Origin of the sequence: Nocardioides sp. NPDC127514, assembly GCF_040302125.1 — a bacterium.
GTDB lineage: Bacteria > Actinomycetota > Actinomycetes > Propionibacteriales > Nocardioidaceae > Nocardioides.
In genome coordinates this window covers 1-18035 of record NZ_JBEORF010000050.1, presented here as the reverse complement: position 1 = coordinate 18035, position 18035 = coordinate 1, and the positions used below count along the sequence as shown (strand labels likewise).

Genomic DNA, 18035 nt, shown 5'->3' with positions numbered 1-18035 from the left:
GGGTGCGGGGCGGCAACTACCGTGGTGAGCGTGAGTCTGCTGCGTCGGCCCCGCTTGTCAGAACCGATCCTGTCGGGCCTCCTGGTCGTGGCGGTCGCCGCTGAGCACCTCTACATGAGCGACGCCGGTCACCCGCAGTGGTCGGGCTGGTCGGCGCTGGTGGGAGTCCTCGGCGTCACGCTCGCGATGTGGGTCCGGAAGAGACAGCCGGCGGTCGCGGTCGCGCTCGTGTGCGCGCTGGTCGGCGGCACGGTGGTGGCCAACGACGGGTGGGTCCTGATCAGCTACATCGCGTTCGCGGCGCTGGTGAGCTTCCTCGTCGGCCGATGGGCCGACCGGGTGTGGCCGTCGGCGGTCGTGGCCGGCGTGGCCGTGGTGACGCTGACCGCGCTCGACGCCGTCGTCAACGGCGGCGGCGTCCAGGTGGCGATGGCCGGCAACATGGTCATCTTCATGGCCCTGCCGTGGCTCAGCGGCCGCTATCTGCGCCAGGTCGCCCACAACCACTCGACCGAGATCGAGCAGGCTCAGCTCACCGAGCGGGCCCGGATCGCCCAGGAGATGCACGACTCGCTCGGCCACGAGCTCAGCCTGATCGCGCTCCGCGCCGGAGCGCTCGAGGTGGCACCGGGGCTCGGCGACGCCCACCGGGAGGCAGCCGGCGCCATCCGCACGGCCGCCGCCGGGGCGACCGAGCGGCTGGGCGAGATCGTCGGCGTTCTCCGCCCCGCCGCCGAGGAGGCGCCGCTGACCCCGGCCGCGGCCGGGATCGGTGGCCTGGTCGAGCGTGCGCATGAGTCAGGGATGGACGTACGTCTGGAGGGCTCGCTCGACGACGGCGACGGGGTGCGGGACGTCGCCGCCCATCGCATCGTGCAGGAGGCGTTGACCAACGCGGCCCGGCACGCCCCGGGGTCGTCGGTGACGGTCTCGGTGGAGACCGGAGTCGACGGCGTACGCCTCTCGGTGACGAACGGCCGCGCGACCCTCCCGCCGCGCGCCGGAGCCACCACCGGCCTCGGCCTGGCCGGGCTGGAGGAGGCGGCGCGCGCCGCCGGAGGCACGCTGCGCCACGGCCCCGCCGCCGGTGGCGGGTTCGAGGTGGTCGCCGATCTGCCGGCCCGCGAGGACCAGCGGCGCGGGGTGCGCCTGTGATCCGGGTGCTGCTCGCCGATGACGAGGCGATGGTGCGGGCCGGCGTACGAGCGATCCTGGAGACCGACGAGCGGATCGAGGTCGTCGCCGAGGCCGCCGACGGGCGCGAGGCGGTCGAGGCTGCCCAGCGCCACCGGCCCGACGTCGCGCTGCTCGACGTCAGGATGCCGCGGATGGACGGTCTGGCCGCGGGGGCCGAGATCGCCCGGACCGCCCCGGAGACCGCGCGGGTCATGCTGACCACCTTCTCCGAGGACGCCTACATCGCCCGCGCCCTCGGCGACGGGGCGAGCGGGTTCCTGCTGAAGTCCGGCGATCCCCGCGAGCTGCTCGCGGGCGTGCACGCGGTCGCCGACGGCGCCGCCTTCCTCTCGCCACGGGTCGCCCAGCGCGTCATCGCCGAGCTCGGCGCGGGTGCCGGTGACCGGATGTCGCGGGCCGCGGACGCTCGAGCCAAGGTCGCCGCCCTCACCGACCGCGAGCGCGACGTGATGGCGCTGGTCGGCGCCGGGCTCTCCAACGCCGAGATCGGTCGCCGTCTCCATCTCGTGGAGGGGACCGTGAAGGCCTATCTGAGCACCGCCTTCGGTCGTCTCGGCGTACGCAACCGGGTACAAGCAGCAGTCCTCGCTCACGAGGCGGGGCTCGTGAGCGAGGACTGAGGTCGCTGGTGGTCGCGGCTCAGGCGTCGCGCCTGCGGAACACCACGTAGCCGGCCAGGAGCGTGACCACCGACCAGCCGGCGAGGAGGCCGAGACCGCCGTTGCCGTCGTAGGGGAGCCCGTCCTCGAGCCCGAAGATGGTCGCGATCCCGACGCCGAGATACTCCGTGCCGGCGGTCCCCGGCAGGTAGTAGGACACCTCGGTCATCAGGTCCATCCCGCTCATCATCAGCACCATCGGCAGCAGGAAGAGCGCCAGGAAGGCGACGACCAGCGCCCCGGCCGTGCTGCGCAGCGCCACGGCGAGACCGATCGCCAGCGCGACGACCGCGCCCATGTAGACGCTCATCCTGCCGGCGACCTCGGCCACCGCGGAGACGTCGAAGACTCCGTAGTCACCCGCGGTCAGGTAGCCGAGGCCGGCGCCCAGGAGGGCGAGGAGCGCCCCGGCGACCAGCGCGACGACCTCGACGACCAGCAGCTTCGCCACCAGCACCCGGCCGCGCCGGGGCTCGCACTGCAGCGTCGTCCGCATGCTGCCCGAGGCGTACTCCGAGGTCACCGTCAGCAGGGCCAGCGCGATCAGGGCGAACTGGGTGAAGAGCATCCCCGCCGTGGCGACCTCCTCGACGTGGAGCAGCTGGTCGGCGTGGGACAGCTCCAGGTTGGGATCGGCGGCGTCGAAGCCCAGGGGCACCGAGTAGAGCGCCATCAGCGCGGCCGCGCCGATCAGGCACCACCAGGTCGAGCGGACGGACCAGAGCTTGGTCCATTCGGACGAGATCGCAGCCAGGAACGGGCTCAGCATCAGGCCACCTCCGTCCCGGTGTACTCGACGCTGCCGGCGGTCAGCCGGAAGTACGCCTCCTCGAGCGACCCGTGCTTCCCGACGAACTCGGCCATCGTGGCGTCGGCGAGCAGCCGCCCACGGCCCAGCACGACCAGATGGTCGGCGGTCTGCTGCATCTCGCTCATCAGGTGGCTGGAGACGAGGACCGTACGCCCCTCCGCGGCGAGCGACCTCAGCAGCTTCCGGATCCACATCACCCCGTCGGGATCGAGCCCGTTGACCGGCTCGTCGAAGAGCATCACCCGCGGGTCGCCGAGCAGCACGCCCGCGATCCCGAGCCGCTGGCTCATCCCCAGCGACAGGTTGCCTGCCCGCCGCCGGGAAACCCCGGCGAGACCGACCCGCTCGAGCACCTCGTCGACCCGGGCCACCGGGATCGAGTTGCTCCGCGCCATCGCCACCAGATGCGTACGCACCCGGCGACCGGGGTGCACCGCCTTGGCGTCGAGCAGCGCACCGACCTCGCGCAGCGGACGCCGCAGCGAGGCGTACGGACGGCCGTCGATGGTCGCGGTCCCCGAGGTCGGCCGGTCCAGGCCGAGGATCATCCGCATCGTGGTGGACTTCCCGGCGCCGTTGGGGCCGAGGAAGCCGGTGACCCGGCCGGGCTGTATCTGCAGGGTGAGATCGTCGACCGCGGTGGTCGCGCCGTATCTCTTGGTCAAGTGGTCCAGAGTGATCATGCCTCGAACCTAGGGACGTACGCGGCCGGGCACAGTGGACGAAAAGCAGCCGTCCCTACCGACGAAAGTCAGTAGGGACGGCTGCGGATGGGTCGGGCTACTCGGGCAGACCGGTCGCCGTGCAGATGTCCGCCGGGATCTGGTCGACGGTGTCCTCCTTGATGTGGCCGAACATCGTCAGCGCGTCCTCCTTGCGCCAGTGGACCGCGAAGTCGCTGATCGGGACGCCACAGGTCATCGCAGAGCCGCCCGCGAGCGCCTTGAACGCCCACAGGAACTTCGCGCCGCCGATGACGCTCATGCCCTCGCCGACCTTGAGCCCCGCGGCGCCCTCGCCCATCTCGGCGAGCTTGAACGGGTTCAGCAGCGTGGCCGGGCTGGTGGCCTTCTTGCCGATCGCGGAGATGACCTCGGTCTGGTTGGCGCCACGACCCAGGTCGCCGTCCTCGGCTGCGTAGCGGGACCGCGAGTAGGCGAGCGCAGTGACGCCATCGGCCTCCTGGCAGCCCTTCTCGACGTCCAGGCCGGCCTTGGGGTCCTTCATGTCCTTCTTCGGGCAGATCTCGATGCCACCCACGCCGTCGACGAGGCGGGCCAGACCGCCCATGCCGATCTCGACATAGCCGTCGATGCGTACGCCGGTGTTCTGCTCGATCGTCTGCACCAGCAGCTCGGGGCCGCCGTAGGCGAAGGCCGCGTTGATCTTGGTCTCGCCGTGACCCGGGATCGGCACGATGGAGTCACGGGGGAGGGTCACCACGATCGTCTTGCCGGCGCCGGTGTGCAGCAGCTTGATGGTGTCGGTGCGGCTGCCGGCGGCGTCACCGGTGGAGAGCTTCTTCTTCTCCTCGGCGGTGAGACCTTCGCGGGAGTCGCTGGCGACGATGAGGTAGGTCGTGCCCGGCTGGTCCGCGGGCCGCTCGCCCGCGGTCGGCTCATAGGGGACCTTGTCGACCTTGTTCCAGGCGCTGATGCCGATCCAGGCGACCGCCCCGACCAGGATCAGCACCGGGATCATCACGATGGCGACGAACTTGCGGAACGGGTGGCGCTTCTTCGGCTTCGGTGCGCGGCCCCCGCGACCGCCGCCGTAGCCATCGCCCGGACCCCCATAGCCGTTGCCACCGTTGCCGCCGTACTCGCTCGGCTGGCTCCAGCCACCCTGCTGGCCGTAGCCCTGGTCATACCCCTGGTCATAACCGGGTGTCGGCGCGATCTGCCCGGGCTGGGGCAGCGGCCGGTCATAGCCGCCACGCGGCGGCGCCGGAGGCGGCGCGCCGCCGGCAGGGCGCCTGACGGTGGGCATGACGTTGGTGGGCTCGGGCCCCGAGGGCTGAGCAGGCTGGCCACCACCGTACGCCCAGCCGTACTGCTGCGACCGGGGATCGTTGGGGCTGCCAGGGTTGCGGGGGTTTGGCATGCGCTCAAACGTACCGTGCCAGGCCGCTAAAGTTAGTCGGCGCGTCGCACCACCGTGTTACTCGTGTGACTGGTGATACTGGCGGTGCAAACTCATCACTCGAGGGACCCCAGATGGCTGAGCAGAACTACCGGCCCCAGCGTACGGCCGCCGAGCGCGCCTCCCGCGTGCGGTTCCGTCGCGCCATGGCGCTGCTGCTCATCACGCTGCTCCTGCCGGGGTCCGCCCAGCTCGTCGCTGGCAACCGCCGCGTCGGCCGGATCGCGATCTGGACCGTCATCGGTCTCGCGATCACCGCCGGCCTCGTCTTCGGGATCTCCCTGCTGTGGCACGGCCTGATCTTCCGGCTCGGCACGACGCCGTGGCTGCTGGGCCTGTTCCGCATCGCGCTCATAGCCGGCGCCATCGCCTGGGCTGGGCTCTTCATCGACGCCTGGCGGCTCGGCCGCCCGCTCGAGCTCGATCTCAAGCAGCGCCGCATCGTGGTCGCGATCAACGGCGCGCTGGCCTTCTCCGTGGCCGCGACCCTGATCTTCGGCGCCCACCTGGTCGGCGTCCACAAGGGCATGGTCGAGGCGATCTTCGCCGGTGCCGAGGCCGCCGAGGCCCACAACGGCCGCTTCAACGTCCTGCTCGCCGGCGCCGACTCCGACGGCGGGAAGACCCGCTGGGGCCTGCGTCCCGACTCGCTCACGGTCGCCTCCATCGACGCCGTGACCGGACGTACGGTGCTCATCGGCCTGCCCCGCAACATGCAGAACTTCACTTTCGACGACGGCTCGCCGATGGACGAGGAGTTCCCGCGCGGCTTCGACTGCGGCGGCTGCTACCTCAACGGCGTGAGCACCTGGGCCGGTGAGCACAAGGAGCTCTACAAGGGCGAGAAGGACCCCGGGATGGCCGCCACCGTGGACGCCGTCGAGGGCATCACCGACCTGCAGATCAGCTACTACGCGATCGTCGACCTCAACGGCTTCGAGGAGATCGTGGACGCCATCGGGGGAGTCACCCTGAACGTCCGCCAGCCGATCCCGGTCGGGCTCCCCTCCGACAGCTTCTACACCCACATCGAGCCCGGCACGAAGAAGCTCGACGGCTGGGAGACCCTCTGGTACGCCCGGGCCCGCCACGACTCCGACGACTACTCCCGGATGGCCCGCCAGAAGTGCGTACTCAACGCGATCCTGCAGCAGACCAGTCCCGCTGACGTCGTACGCCACTACCAGGACGTCGCGAAGGCGACCGGCTCCACCATCACCACCTCGGTCCCACCGAGCGAGATCGAGCGGTTCTCGGCGCTGGCGCTGAAGGCGAAGTCGCAGAAGATCTCGACGCTCTCGCTGGTGCCTCCGCTGGTCAACACCGCCGACCCGGACATGTCCGACATCCACGCCGAGGTGCGCAAGGCGGTGAAGAAGGCCACGCCGAAGAAGGAGGAGGTCTTCGCCTCGCCGAGCACCGGCGGCGACGGCGAGACGAAGGCACCTGCGCCGAAGGACAAGACGAAGGCCACCGGCGACTCCGACAAGGGCGGCCCGGTCACCGGCGGCTCCCTGGGCTCGCGCAACAAGGGTTACCAGGCCAACGAGACCGACGACCTCGCCTCAGCGTGTTGAACAACGGGTTAAGCGCAGGTCACAGCGACTCGCTGATTCCCGGGATACCCCGCGGTCGCGGCTAGTCTGGATCCGTGCCAGGGAGCAATCGTGTCGCCGCCGTCGTGGTGACCTTCAACCGTCTCGAGCTGCTGCAGCGACTGCTGGAGCGGCTCGACGTGGTCGACGGCCTCGACGAGGTGATCGTCATCGACAACGCTTCCACCGACGGTACGTCGCAGTGGCTCGCCGAGCTCGACGGTGCCGAGGAGCCGGGCCAGCGCCAGGTTCCGGTGATCGCCCGCACCCTGGAGCGCAACAGCGGCGGTGCCGGCGGCTTCCACGACGGCCTCGAGATGGCGATCGAGCGCGGTGCCGACCTGGTCTGGCTGATGGACGACGACGGCCTGCCCGACACCGACTGCCTCGGGCTGCTGCTCAAGCAGACCGACCTCGACTTCTGGGGGCCGCTCGTCGTCGACGAGGGTGACCCCGGCCGTCTGGTGTTTCCGATCAGGCTCCCGGGCCGCTCCAAGGTCGTGCACCAGCTCGCCGACGTCGAGGCAGCCGCCACCGACGGCCTGATCAAGGACATCGTGATCCCGTTCAACGGGGTCCTGGTCACCCGGGACCTGGTGGAGCGGATCGGCTACCCCCGAGCCGAGTACTTCATCTGGGGCGACGACCACGAATACCGCCTCCGGGCCGAGAAGGCCGGGGCCCGGATCGCGACCGTCGTCGGCGCTCAGGTGCGCCACCCGTCCGTCGGCGATCTCGGCACCCCGATGGCGTGGGGGAGGGCGACGTACAACCACACGCCGAGCGACCTGAAGCACTACTGCATGGCGCGCAACAACCTGCTCAACCTGCGCGACTACCGAGGGTGGCCCTTCGCTTTGGCTTTCGTGGCGAAGACTCTATGGTTCTACCTGCTCACCAAGCCGCAGCCGAAGCGGATCCGGCTCTCTGCGCAGGCGTGGTGGGCTGCCATCCGGGGGGACTTCAGTGGACACGAGAGGTTCCTTCGTTGAGCACCACCCGTGAGACGGTCGCGATCGTCGTCGTCACCTACAACCGCGCCGACATGCTGCGCGGGCTGCTCGACGGGCTCACCAAGCTCGACCAGCCCGCCGACGCGGTGATCGTCGTCAACAACGCCTCCACCGACCACACCGCGCAGGTCCTCGCCGAGGCCGTCACGCCCAACCTGCAGGTCATCGACAGCCCGGAGAACCTCGGTGGCGCCGGTGGCTTCCACCTCGGCACCAAGGCCGCGGTCGAGCAGGGCTGGGACCGCCTCTACCTGATCGACGACGACGTCGTCCCGGCCCACGACTGCCTCGAGGTGCTGCTCGCCCAGGACGAGGACTGCCTCTTCTCGGTGCGTGAGGACAAGAACGGCAAGCTGATCGAGCTGGCCGCGCTGAAGTTCGACCTGCGCAACCCGCTCGCGATCAAGCCCAAGACCGCCTCGGTCATGGACACCTACCCGACCCGCGACGCGCTTCCGGAGCGGGTCGCGGTGGAGAACGTTGCCTTCGAGGGCTTCATGATCCGCCGCACCGTCCTGGAGGAGATCGGGCTTCCCGATCCCACCTACTTCATCTTCTACGACGACGTGGATCTCGCGATCCGCGCCCGCCGCGCCGGCCGCACCATCTGGGCCGTACGCGACGCGGTGCTCGTGCGACAGCTCGACTTCAGCCAGCAGCACGACCTGGCCGGCTGGAAGGGCTTCTACATGTACCGCAACCTCTTCGTCGTCCACTTCCGCTACGGCGAGAACGTCCTCGTACGTCTCAAGCCCTGGCTCATCACGGCGGCTGTGGTTCTCCTCAGCCCGCTGCGAGGCGGCAAGCACGAGGCCGTCAACGTGATCAAGGCCCTGCGCGCCGCGCGGGGCATGCGAACCCTGCCCACCTCCTCCTGACCGACCCCTTACCCACAGAGACCTAGACTGAGCGATCGTGTCCTTCCCTGAAACCACTCCTGACCTCGTCGTCGTCGGCTCCGGCCTCTTCGGCCTCACCATCGCCGAGCGCGCCGCCACCGAGCTGGACAAGAAGGTGCTCATCATCGAGCGCCGTCCGCACATCGGTGGGAACGCCTACTCCGAGTTCGACGAGGAGACCGGCATCGAGGTGCACAAGTACGGCACCCACCTCTTCCACACCTCCAACGAGAAGGTGTGGAACTACGTGCGGAAGTTCACCGACTTCACCGACTACAAGCACAAGGTGTTCGGCAAGTACAAGGGGCAGGTCTACTCCCTGCCGATGAACCTCGCGCTGATCAACCAGTTCTTCGGGAAGTCCCACACCCCCGACGAGGCGCGCGCGCTGATCGCGGAGCAGGCCTCCGAGTTCAACACCGAGGACGCCAAGAACCTCGAGGAGAAGGCGATCTCGCTGATCGGCCGCCCGCTCTACGAGGCCTTCATCAAGGGCTACACCGCCAAGCAGTGGGAGAAGGACCCCAAGGAGCTGTCGCCGGACATCATCACGCGCCTCCCGGTCCGCTACACCTTCGACAACCGTTACTTCAACGACAAGTACGAGGGTCTCCCGGTCGACGGCTACACCGCGTGGCTGGAGCGGATGGCCGACCACCCGAACATCACGGTCATGCTCGACACCGACTTCTTCACCGTGGTCGACGACTTCAAGGGCAAGGTCCCGATCGTCTACACCGGCCCGGTCGACGAGTACTTCGGCTTCTCCGCCGGCAAGCTCTCCTGGCGCACCGTGGACCTCGAGTCCGAGATCCTCGACGTGGACGACTACCAGGGCACCGGCGTGGTCAACGCCAACGACCCCGAGGTCCCGTTCACCCGCGAGCTGGAGTTCAAGCACCTCCACCCCGAGCGTGCCGACCGCTACAAGCCCGGCAAGACGATCGTGGTGAAGGAGTACAGCCGCTTCGCCCAGGAGGGCGACGAGCCGTACTACCCGATCAACACCGCCGACAACCGCGAGAAGATCCTGGTCTACCGCGACCTGGCCAAGAAGGAGCCGATGGTGCTCTTCGGTGGCCGCCTCGGCACCTACAAGTACCTCGACATGCACATGGCGATCGCGTCCGCGCTCACCATGTTCGAGAACAAGCTCCGTCCCCACTTCGAGGACGGCACCCCGCTCACCTCCGGAGGCGTTGACGAATGAGCGTGACCCGACTGCTCCAGCGGCAGATCCTGCCCCTGGACCGTGACTCCGACGTACTCCCGCTCTACGTCGACAACCAGGCTGCCATCCTCGACGCCGACAAGTACGAGGTCGGCTCCGACAAGACGGCCCAGGCGCTGAACAACGCCCAGATCCGCCAGTCGATCAACGACGGGACCCAGATCCACCCCGACCAGATCGAGTCGCGTACGGCGCTGCGGATCCTGAAGAGCGAGCGGCTCTCGCTCGGCACCTACTTCAACGCGTTCCCGGCCAGCTACTGGCGCCGGCACACCGTGGTCGACAGCGTGAAGCTGACCGTCGCCCTCCAGGGTCGCGGCGCGAGCGTCATCGTCTACAAGTCGATGGCCAACGGCCGCTCGCAGCGCGTCGACGCCGCCGACACCGGCACCAACCCCGAGGGCACCTTCACCTTCGACCTGCCGCTGAAGCCGTTCGTCGACGGCGGCTGGTACTGGTACGACGTGGTCGCCTCCGACGAGGACGCCGTCATCACCTCGGCCGAGTGGACCGCGGAGGTCCCCGACGACCGTGCCGAGCACGGCACCGTCGACATCTGCGTCACCACCATGAACAAGCCCGACTTCTGCGCCAAGCTGCTCGCGCAGATGGGTGAGGACGAGGCGCTGCGCCCCTACCTCGACACCGTCTTCGTGATGGAGCAGGGCACCAAGAAGGTCGCCGACGACGTCGAGTTCCCCGCGGCCGAGAAGGCCCTGGGCGACCTGCTGCACATCATCGAGCAGGGCAACCTGGGTGGCTCCGGCGGCTACGCGCGCGGTCAGCTCGAGTCGCTGCGCAAGGGCACCGCGACGTACGCCCTGATGATGGACGACGACGTCGTCTGCGAGCCCGAGGGCATCATCCGCGCGATCACCTTCGGTGACCTCGCCAAGCGGCCGACCATCGTCGGTGGCCACATGTTCTCGCTCTACGCCAAGTCGCGCCTGCACTCCTACGGCGAGATCGTCCAGCCGTGGCGCTTCTGGTGGCAGTCGGCTCCCGGCGTCTACGGCGACTGGGACTTCGGCGCCCGCAACCTGCGCTCGACCCGCTGGCTGCACAAGCGCGTCGACGTGGACTTCAACGGCTGGTTCATGTGCCTGATCCCGCGCAAGGTGATCGAGGAGATCGGGCTCTCGCTGCCGGTCTTCATCAAGTGGGACGACTCCGAGTACGGCCTGCGCGCCAAGGCCGCCGGCTTCCCGACCGTGTCGTTCCCGGGTGCGGCCGTGTGGCACGTCCCGTGGACCGACAAGAACGACGCCCTCGACTGGCAGTCCTACTTCCACCAGCGCAACCGCTTCGTGGCCGCGCTGCTGCACTCGATCTACGACGACGGCGGCCGCATGGTCACCGAGTCGTTCTCCCACCAGATCAAGCACTTGGTCTCGATGCAGTACTCGACGGTCATGCTGCGCCACCAGGCGCTGCTCGACGTGCTCGCCGGCCCCGAGAAGCTGCACGAGACCCTCGCGACCCAGCTTCCGGCCGTACGCGAGATGGTCAAGGACTACCCGGACGCCCAGCTCAAGGCCGACCGTGACGAGTTCCCGCCCGTGCGCCGCCACAAGCCGCCGCGCAAGGGCAAGGAGGACACCGAGGTCCCGACCAGCCGCGAGGTCAAGCTGGCCGCGCTCAAGGCGCCGATCCGGCAGATCATGAAGCCGCGCAAGCTCTCCACGGAGTTCCCCGAGGCCGAGCTCGCCGCGATGGACAACCAGTGGTACCGGATCACCAAGTACGACAGCGCCATCGTGTCGATGAACGACCAGCAGGGCGCTGCCTTCTACCGCCGCGACAAGAAGCTCTTCAACCAGATGCTGAAGGACACCATCAAGGTGCACCGCCGGCTCAAGCGCCAGTGGCCGAAGCTGGCCGAGGAGTACCGCTCCAAGCTGAGCGAGTTCACCTCGCCGGAGGCATGGGAGAAGACCTTCGAGCCGTGGCTGGTCGCTGAGGAGAAGGGGTCCGATGGCAACCGGAGTTGATGAACGCCCCGTACGGATCGTCGACGCGCCGCTGGCACCGCCGGCGGAGAACCTCGGTCTGCTCTCGGTCTTCAAGCGCCGCTACCTCCTCAAGCTGCTCGTGCAGCGGGAGATCAGCGGTCGCTACTCCAACTCGATCCTCGGCGTCTTCTGGTCCTACATCAACCCGCTGACGCAGTTCCTCGTCTACTGGATCTTCATGGGCAAGATCATGGGCGCGGACAAGGGGATGGACAACTACCCGGTCCACCTGTTCGCCGGGCTCGTCATCGTCCACTTCTTCACCGAGACCTTCGGGGCAGGGACGCGATCCCTGCTCGGCAACAAGGGTCTGCTGAAGAAGATGGCGATGCCGAAGGAGATGTTCCCGGTCGCCTCGATGCTGGTCTCGCTCTACCACCTGGTCCCGGCGACGCTGATCCTCATCGTCGTCTGTCTGTTCAGCGGGTGGACGCCGAACTGGGAGACGATTCCCTCGCTCCTGCTCGCGCTCGGCATCGTGATGGCACTGGGCACCGCCCTGGCGCTGGTCTTCAGCCTGGCCAACGTCTTCTTCCGGGACTTCGGCAGCGCGGTCAACATCCTGACGAACTACATCCGGTTCGGCGTACCGATGATGTATCCGTTCTCGATGATCCAGGAAGCGCTCGGCGAGAAGTCCTGGATCTACCTGCTCAACCCGATCTCGGACGCCGTGCTGCTCTTCCAGCAGGCCTTCTGGGTCGGGGTGACGCCGAACCCGGAGGCGACCGCCGCCGAGCACCTGCCCGAGAATCTGTGGATGTGGGGTCTGGGTGCGTTCGGTGTCTCGCTGGTCCTGCTGGTGATCGCCCAGCTGATCTTCAGCAAGCATGAGAACAAGATTCCGGAGCGTCTGACATGACCGCCGACTCGATCGTGGTGGACGGAGTCACCAAGAACTTCACGCTCCGCTACCACCGCAGCATCAAGGACATCACCGTCGCCAAGATGAAGGGACGGGCCGTCTCCAACACCTTCAAGGCGCTGGACGACGTCACCTTCACGATCAAGCAGGGCGAGTCGGTCGGCCTGATGGGCCTCAACGGCTCGGGCAAGTCGACCCTGCTGAAGCTGATCAGCGGCGTGATGCGACCCGACCAGGGCGTCGTGAAGACGCGTGGCCAGATCGCGGGCCTGATCGCGACCGGTGCGGGCTTCCACCCGCAGCTGTCAGGCCGGGAGAACATCTTCCTCAACGCCGCGATCTACGGGCTCTCCGCCGAGGAGACCGCCGAGATCTACGACGACGTGGTGAACTTCGCCGAGCTCGGCGACCACCTCAACTCCCCGGTCGGCAACTACTCCTCGGGGCAGTACTCGCGTCTGGGGTTCTCGGTCGCCGTCCACATCGACTCCGACATCTTCCTCGCCGACGAGGTCCTCGCCGTCGGTGACAAGCCCTTCAAGAAGAAGTGCATGGAGAAGATGGAGGAGATCCGCGACAGCGGCCGCACCGTGGTCTACGTCAGCCACGCCGCCGGCTCCGTCAAGCGGATGTGCGACCGCGTCATCTGCCTGGAGAAGGGCCGCCTGGTCTTCGACGGCGACGTCGACGAGGGCATCGAGTACCTCCACTACGGTGAGGACGACGCCAAGGGATCGGCCAAGCTCAAGCAGCTCGAGGCTGCCGACAGCGCGCTCGGCGCAGAGGTCTGAGTCTGTTCAGCACGGGGAGAGCCCGCGAGGAATTACAGGTTTGTAGTTCTTTGCGGGCTCTTCCCAACCTCTGTGGCTGATGTGAAAGATGTTCCCTGGTGTTACGGAACCAGGGGGATCCATACGTGCATTCGCAGGCCGGAGAAGAGCAGTCGAGCGACGTCGAGCGCGCTCGGTCGCGCTATGTCGCCTCGACCCAGCAGCTGCTCGTGCTCGGGTTCGTCCTGGCGGCGCTGGTCCCGGCGAGCACCGTCGTCGACCTGAAGGTGGTCCGTCCAGGCGAGGTTCCCGTCTCCGGGAGCCAGGTGGCGGTGCCGTCAGCGGCGCAGGTGCCCTCCGATCCGGTCGACGCCCACCTCGAGGAGATCTCGCTGACCGCACCCTCCGGGCACGGCATGTCCGGACGGATCACCGCTGAGGCCCAGAAGGCCACCTCTGCGCGCGATGCGGTGACCGTCACCAGCCTGCCGCAGCCGGTGGACGGCTTCGGGACCGTCGGACTCACCTGGGCGCCCGGCGCGGTCGTCCCGGAGGAGGCGATCGGGGCTGACGTACGCACGCTGGAGGACGGGACGTGGAGCGACTGGCAGGCGTTGGACGTCCACGTCGACGACCATGCCCCTGACCCGGACTCCGCGGAGGCCGGCGGGTCGAGGCCGGGCACCATGGAGGCGGTGGTCGGCGAGGTCGACCAGGTCCAGACCCGGCTGCGGCTGACCGGTGCCCAGGTGCCGGCCGACCTCAGGCTGGCCGTGATCACGCCCGGCGAGGCGGACGCGAGCCGCAGCGAGTCACCCGAGATCGAGACCGGAGCAGATGACGCGCCGGAGCCGGCGGCGGGCGACCAGGGCACCACGAGTGCCGAGCAGGGGGAGACGGCGACGCTGTCGGCGGCGGCGTACACCGCCAAACCCAGCATCTACAGCCGTCGGCAGTGGGGTGCCGACGAGAGCGTGCGCGAGGCCGGCCCGCCCGACTACCACGAGGTCCGCGGTGGCTTCGTCCACCACACCGTCAACACCAACTCCTACACCAGGGACCAGGTGCCGGGGATCATCCGGAGCATCTACGCCTACCACGTGCAGAGCCGCGGCTGGCGCGACATCGGCTACAACTTCCTGATCGACAAGTTCGGCCGGATCTGGGAGGGCCGCTACGGCGGCGTCGACCGACCCGTCGTGGGTGCTCACACCTCGGGCTACAACAGCTACGCCTTCGGCGCCTCCGCGATCGGCAACTTCGACAACGCCGCACCGCCGACCGCGCTGGTGAACGCCTTCGGGACGCTGTTCGCGTGGAAGCTGTCGCTGCACGGTGTCCGCGGCAACAAGGGCTCCACCCGGATCGGTGACCGCACCTTCCCGTACGCGATCATGGGCCATCGCGACGCCGGCTCCACCGCGTGCCCGGGCCGCTACCTCTACGCCAAGCTGAGCACGATCCGCTCGCAGGCGGGCTCGAAGCAGGCGAGCTGGGCGGCGCGCGAGCTGCAGTCACAGATCAGCGGCCGTGGCTACCCGGACCTGGTCGCCCGGCGGGCCGGCGACCGGCGGATCGTCGTGATCCGCACCGACGGCAACGCCCGCTTCGGTACGCCGCGGGCCACGAACCTGATCGGTGGCACCTCGGCCACCTTGATGAACGCCGGTGACTGGGACCGCGACGGCGACGGCGACATCCTGATCCGCCACACCGACGGCACGATCCGGGTCAACCGCGGCAACGGCACCGAGACGTTCGCCACCGGCGTCATCATCGGGCGCGGCTTCGAGTCCGTCTCGGTCATCGACGTGGTCAGCGACATCACCGGTGACGGCTGTCCCGACCTCGTGGGCAAGCACTCCACCGGCGAGATCCGGGTCTGGCCCGGGCGCGGCACCAGCGCCTTGGGCGCGTCCTACCGGATGCGCAGCGCGGTGAGCGGCTCGACCCAGGTCATCGGCGCCGGCCGCTTCTACGCCGACGACGGCTCGCCCGAGGTGGTCGTCAGGACCTCGAGCAAGCTGCTGATCTTCCGCACCAACGGCCCCGGAGGCCTGACCACCTACTCCGACCCCGGGATCGACACCAGCGTCTTCGACTTCATCCTCGCGACCAAGGACCTGCGCGGGGCCTCCACCGGCGGCGACCTGCTGCTGCGTCGCAAGTCCGACGGGATGTGGTTCGCCTACGAGCACGACCAGAGCGGCGGCTGGGACCGGAAGTCCCAGATGGGCGTCGTGCGGGGCTACGACCAGTTCGGGTAGCACCGGAATCCGGCAGGCATTCTCGCCGAAATCAGTTGTTGCGAATTGGCGCTATTGCGGAAGCCCGGGGGATTTCATGGACAGAGCCCGCGATATGTGCTTATTGTGTTTTACGGCGAGTTTGCGACAGGGGGAACGCAGCGCGCTTCTCTGTCGAGGACTGTCTCGCATTTCTAGGGTTTCTCGGGAACTTGGAAAGGAGGCTGCTCATGTCTGATCCCGGCATCATTGACGCGATCATCCAAGCGGTGATCGCTGTTCTGAACAGCCTGTAGCCCACACATGACGCTGCGTGGCACTCCGGCGGCGCCTTCGATCTGCCACGGCTCCCAGACGGTCCACCCGCCCTATGGAGCCGTGGAGCGCCGCTTCATCGTGCCCGCCGGCGCCCAGTCGGCGTCAGTCCCGGATGACGAATCCTGGACTGGCGCCGATTCGTTTTCTGCACGACAACGGAAATCCAAACGGATGTTATCCGGCTGAGGAGAGCGGGATTATCGAGCACTTATGCGTGGGTGCTGCGCGTTGGCGCGACATATTGCGACGTCGCACTTCCAATATCGAGACATCATTAAAAGTGATCCGGGAATTGCGTCGCGCGCTCGCTCGAGGCGACGGCCTTCACGCGCTCGTCGGTCGCGTTGGTGACCAGCACCAGCGAGCCGCCACCGGCGAGCAGCGAGGCCAAGAGCTCGGCGCCGGCCGGTGAGGCTGAGGGGACGGTGGAGAGCAGGCGTACGGCCTTCCCATCGCCGCCGAACAGGTCGGCGTGGCTGGTCTCGACGCCGTCCCACGAGGTGGCCGCGTCGTCCGCGGCCGGCGGGTCCCAGGGGGTGAAGGCGTCCGGCTGTCCCCAGACCTCGATGCCGACGTCGTGCACGCCCTGGGGGAGCGGGTCGGCGAAACGTACGCCGAACGGCAGCAGCGAGCACGCCAGCGTCGGCCGCTTCGCAGCGTCATCCGCCCAGGCAGACAGCGTGTCGGGGCCGCAGACGACGGCGTCGGGGCTGTCGGAGTCGGTCACCACGAGTCCGGTGTTCCAGGCGGCGCCGAGGAAGACGGTGGCCAGCCAGTGGGTGGGCAGGTCGATCCGGATGCTGTCCCCGCGCTCGAGCCCGTGCTCGTCGAGGAGCAGGCCGGAGGCCTTGGCCACCCAGTTGGCGTACGTCGTGGTCGACAGCTCCTGGCGCTCGCCGCTCGCTTCGTCGTAGAAGGTGACGAACGGACCGCCCGGGTCCGTCCGGAGCGCTTGGGCGAGGGTCTCGGGATAGGTCTGCACATCGAAACCCTAAGGTGTGCGGCATGAGCGAGCGCCAGCGAGCGACCAGCGGGTCCATCATGCCGCCACTTCCGTATTCGTCGACGTGCGCTACGGAGGTGGCGGCATGACGTTCTGGGCAGTGATCCCCGCTGGTGGTGCCGGCACCCGGCTGTGGCCGCTCTCGCGGTCCTCGGAGCCGAAGTTCCTGCGCGACCTCACCGGCCACGGACGTACTCTCCTGCAGGAGACCTACGACCGCCTCGAGCCCGTCTCCGATGGCATCATGGTGGTGACCGGTGCGGTCCACGAGCGGGCCGTGTGCGAGCAGCTGCCCGAGGTGCCTCACGACGCCATCCTGGCCGAGCCGAGCGGGCGCGACTCGATGGCCGCGATCGGCCTGGCCGCAGCCTTCCTGGAGCGGCGCGACCCGGAGGCCGTGATGGGCTCCTTCGCGGCCGACCACGTGATCCGCAACATCGACAACTTCCACGAGACCGTACGCAGCGCCGCGGCGGTCGCCGCGGACGGCTGGCTGGTCACGATCGGGATCTCGCCGACCTTCGCCTCGACCGCGTTCGGCTACATCGCCGAGGGCAAGCGGTTGGACGGCCACCCGGGGGCCTTCCTGGTCGACGAGTTCGTCGAGAAGCCGTCGGCCGAGGTCGCGGCCGGCTACCTCGCGACCGGGCGCTACCGCTGGAACGCCGGGATGTTCGTCGTCCGTCCCACCGTCCTCCTCGAGCTGCTCGCGGAGTCGGACCCCGGCTTCACCGAGCGGCTGCGGGCCATCGCCGCCGAGCCGTCGCGCCTCGAGGAGCTGTGGGAGACGCTGCCGAAGATCGCGGTCGACCACGCGGTCGCGGAGCCCGCTGCCGCCGCCGGCAAGGTCGCCACGGTGCCTGCCGATCTCGGCTGGGACGACATCGGCGACTTCGACTCGCTCGCGACGCTGCTCCAGGCCGCCGCCACCGCCTCACCCGAGGGCCCCACGATCCTCGGCGACGCCTCGCTCGTCCACGCCCTCGACTCCACCGGCCTGGTCGTGCCCCACTCCGGCCGCATGATCGCCCTCATCGGCCTCGAGGACATCGTCGTCGTCGACACCGACGACGCCGTCCTGGTCACCACCCGCACCCACGCCCAGCAGGTCAAGAAGATCGTCGCCGCCCTCAAGGACTCCGATCGCACCGACCTGACCTGAAATGCCGAGTCGGCGCATCCGCCCCCTCTCGCTCGCTTCGCTTCGCGAGGCACGGGGGCAGATGGCCGACTCTCCTCGACCGGCACATCGAGTTCCTCGAAGCGCTTCGGGG

15 protein-coding genes are annotated in these 18035 nt (G+C 68.6%); 11 read left to right on the top strand and 4 right to left on the bottom strand.

Features of this window, described 5'->3' with window-relative positions:
• Positions 1-30 precede the first annotated feature (30 nt).
• Complete coding sequence (locus ABTX24_RS28615; RefSeq protein WP_350844501.1) at positions 31-1155, top strand: sensor histidine kinase; 1125 nt, start codon at positions 31-33, stop codon at positions 1153-1155.
• Positions 1152-1817 (top strand): response regulator, encoded by a 666-nt coding sequence (locus ABTX24_RS28610; protein ID WP_160027251.1) that lies wholly within the window; start codon positions 1152-1154, stop codon positions 1815-1817. The genes ABTX24_RS28615 and ABTX24_RS28610 overlap by 4 nt, the downstream gene beginning before the upstream one ends.
• Positions 1818-1836: 19 nt before the next feature.
• Here ABTX24_RS28610 and ABTX24_RS28605 read toward each other — a convergent pair whose 3' ends face one another.
• The 3 genes from ABTX24_RS28605 to ABTX24_RS28595 form a co-directional block, all read right to left on the bottom strand.
• Positions 1837-2625 carry an ABC transporter permease subunit gene (locus ABTX24_RS28605; protein WP_350844499.1) on the bottom strand — a complete coding sequence of 263 codons (789 nt, stop codon included), beginning with the start codon at positions 2623-2625 and terminating at the stop codon, positions 1837-1839.
• Positions 2625-3350 carry an ABC transporter ATP-binding protein gene (locus ABTX24_RS28600; RefSeq protein WP_350844497.1) on the bottom strand — a complete coding sequence of 242 codons (726 nt, stop codon included), beginning with the start codon at positions 3348-3350 and terminating at the stop codon, positions 2625-2627. The genes ABTX24_RS28605 and ABTX24_RS28600 overlap by 1 nt, the downstream gene beginning before the upstream one ends.
• Before the next feature lie 97 nt (positions 3351-3447).
• Positions 3448-4770: an LCP family protein gene (locus tag ABTX24_RS28595; RefSeq protein ID WP_160027257.1), complete on the bottom strand. Its 1323-nt coding sequence runs from the start codon at positions 4768-4770 to the stop codon at positions 3448-3450.
• A 113-nt stretch (positions 4771-4883) separates the two neighbouring features.
• Between ABTX24_RS28595 and ABTX24_RS28590 the strand changes: the two genes are divergently transcribed.
• The 8 genes from ABTX24_RS28590 to ABTX24_RS28555 all read left to right on the top strand — a co-directional run bounded on the left by ABTX24_RS28590 (position 4884) and on the right by ABTX24_RS28555 (position 15461).
• Positions 4884-6386 (top strand): LCP family protein, encoded by a 1503-nt coding sequence (locus ABTX24_RS28590; protein ID WP_350844495.1) that lies wholly within the window; start codon positions 4884-4886, stop codon positions 6384-6386.
• 74 nt (positions 6387-6460) lie between these two features.
• Positions 6461-7396: a glycosyltransferase family 2 protein gene (locus tag ABTX24_RS28585; protein ID WP_350715391.1), complete on the top strand. Its 936-nt coding sequence runs from the start codon at positions 6461-6463 to the stop codon at positions 7394-7396.
• On the top strand, positions 7393-8295 hold the full coding sequence (locus ABTX24_RS28580) for a glycosyltransferase (protein ID WP_160027263.1): 903 nt from the start codon (positions 7393-7395) through the stop codon (positions 8293-8295). The genes ABTX24_RS28585 and ABTX24_RS28580 overlap by 4 nt, the downstream gene beginning before the upstream one ends.
• Positions 8296-8332: 37 nt before the next feature.
• The gene (gene glf / locus ABTX24_RS28575) at positions 8333-9526 is read left to right on the top strand and encodes a UDP-galactopyranose mutase (RefSeq protein ID WP_160027265.1); all 1194 of its coding nucleotides are present in this window, start codon (positions 8333-8335) and stop codon (positions 9524-9526) included.
• Entirely contained in the window at positions 9523-11538 is a 2016-nt protein-coding gene (locus ABTX24_RS28570) for a glycosyltransferase (protein WP_160027267.1), read from the top strand. The genes glf and ABTX24_RS28570 overlap by 4 nt, the downstream gene beginning before the upstream one ends.
• Positions 11522-12421 (top strand): ABC transporter permease, encoded by a 900-nt coding sequence (locus ABTX24_RS28565; RefSeq protein ID WP_160027269.1) that lies wholly within the window; start codon positions 11522-11524, stop codon positions 12419-12421. Before ABTX24_RS28570 ends, ABTX24_RS28565 begins: the two co-directional genes overlap by 17 nt.
• Complete coding sequence (locus ABTX24_RS28560; protein WP_160027271.1) at positions 12418-13215, top strand: ABC transporter ATP-binding protein; 798 nt, start codon at positions 12418-12420, stop codon at positions 13213-13215. The genes ABTX24_RS28565 and ABTX24_RS28560 overlap by 4 nt, the downstream gene beginning before the upstream one ends.
• Positions 13216-13340: 125 nt before the next feature.
• Positions 13341-15461: an N-acetylmuramoyl-L-alanine amidase gene (locus ABTX24_RS28555; RefSeq protein ID WP_350844492.1), complete on the top strand. Its 2121-nt coding sequence runs from the start codon at positions 13341-13343 to the stop codon at positions 15459-15461.
• Positions 15462-16032: 571 nt separating this feature from the next.
• On the opposite strand, the gene ABTX24_RS28550 is transcribed toward ABTX24_RS28555, so the two are convergent.
• On the bottom strand, positions 16033-16740 hold the full coding sequence (locus ABTX24_RS28550; RefSeq protein WP_350844491.1) for a TIGR03089 family protein: 708 nt from the start codon (positions 16738-16740) through the stop codon (positions 16033-16035).
• Positions 16741-16846: 106 nt separating this feature from the next.
• On the opposite strand from ABTX24_RS28550, the gene ABTX24_RS28545 reads away from it, so the two are divergent.
• Positions 16847-17923 (top strand): mannose-1-phosphate guanylyltransferase, encoded by a 1077-nt coding sequence (locus ABTX24_RS28545; protein WP_350844489.1) that lies wholly within the window; start codon positions 16847-16849, stop codon positions 17921-17923.
• Positions 17924-18035 lie beyond the last annotated feature (112 nt).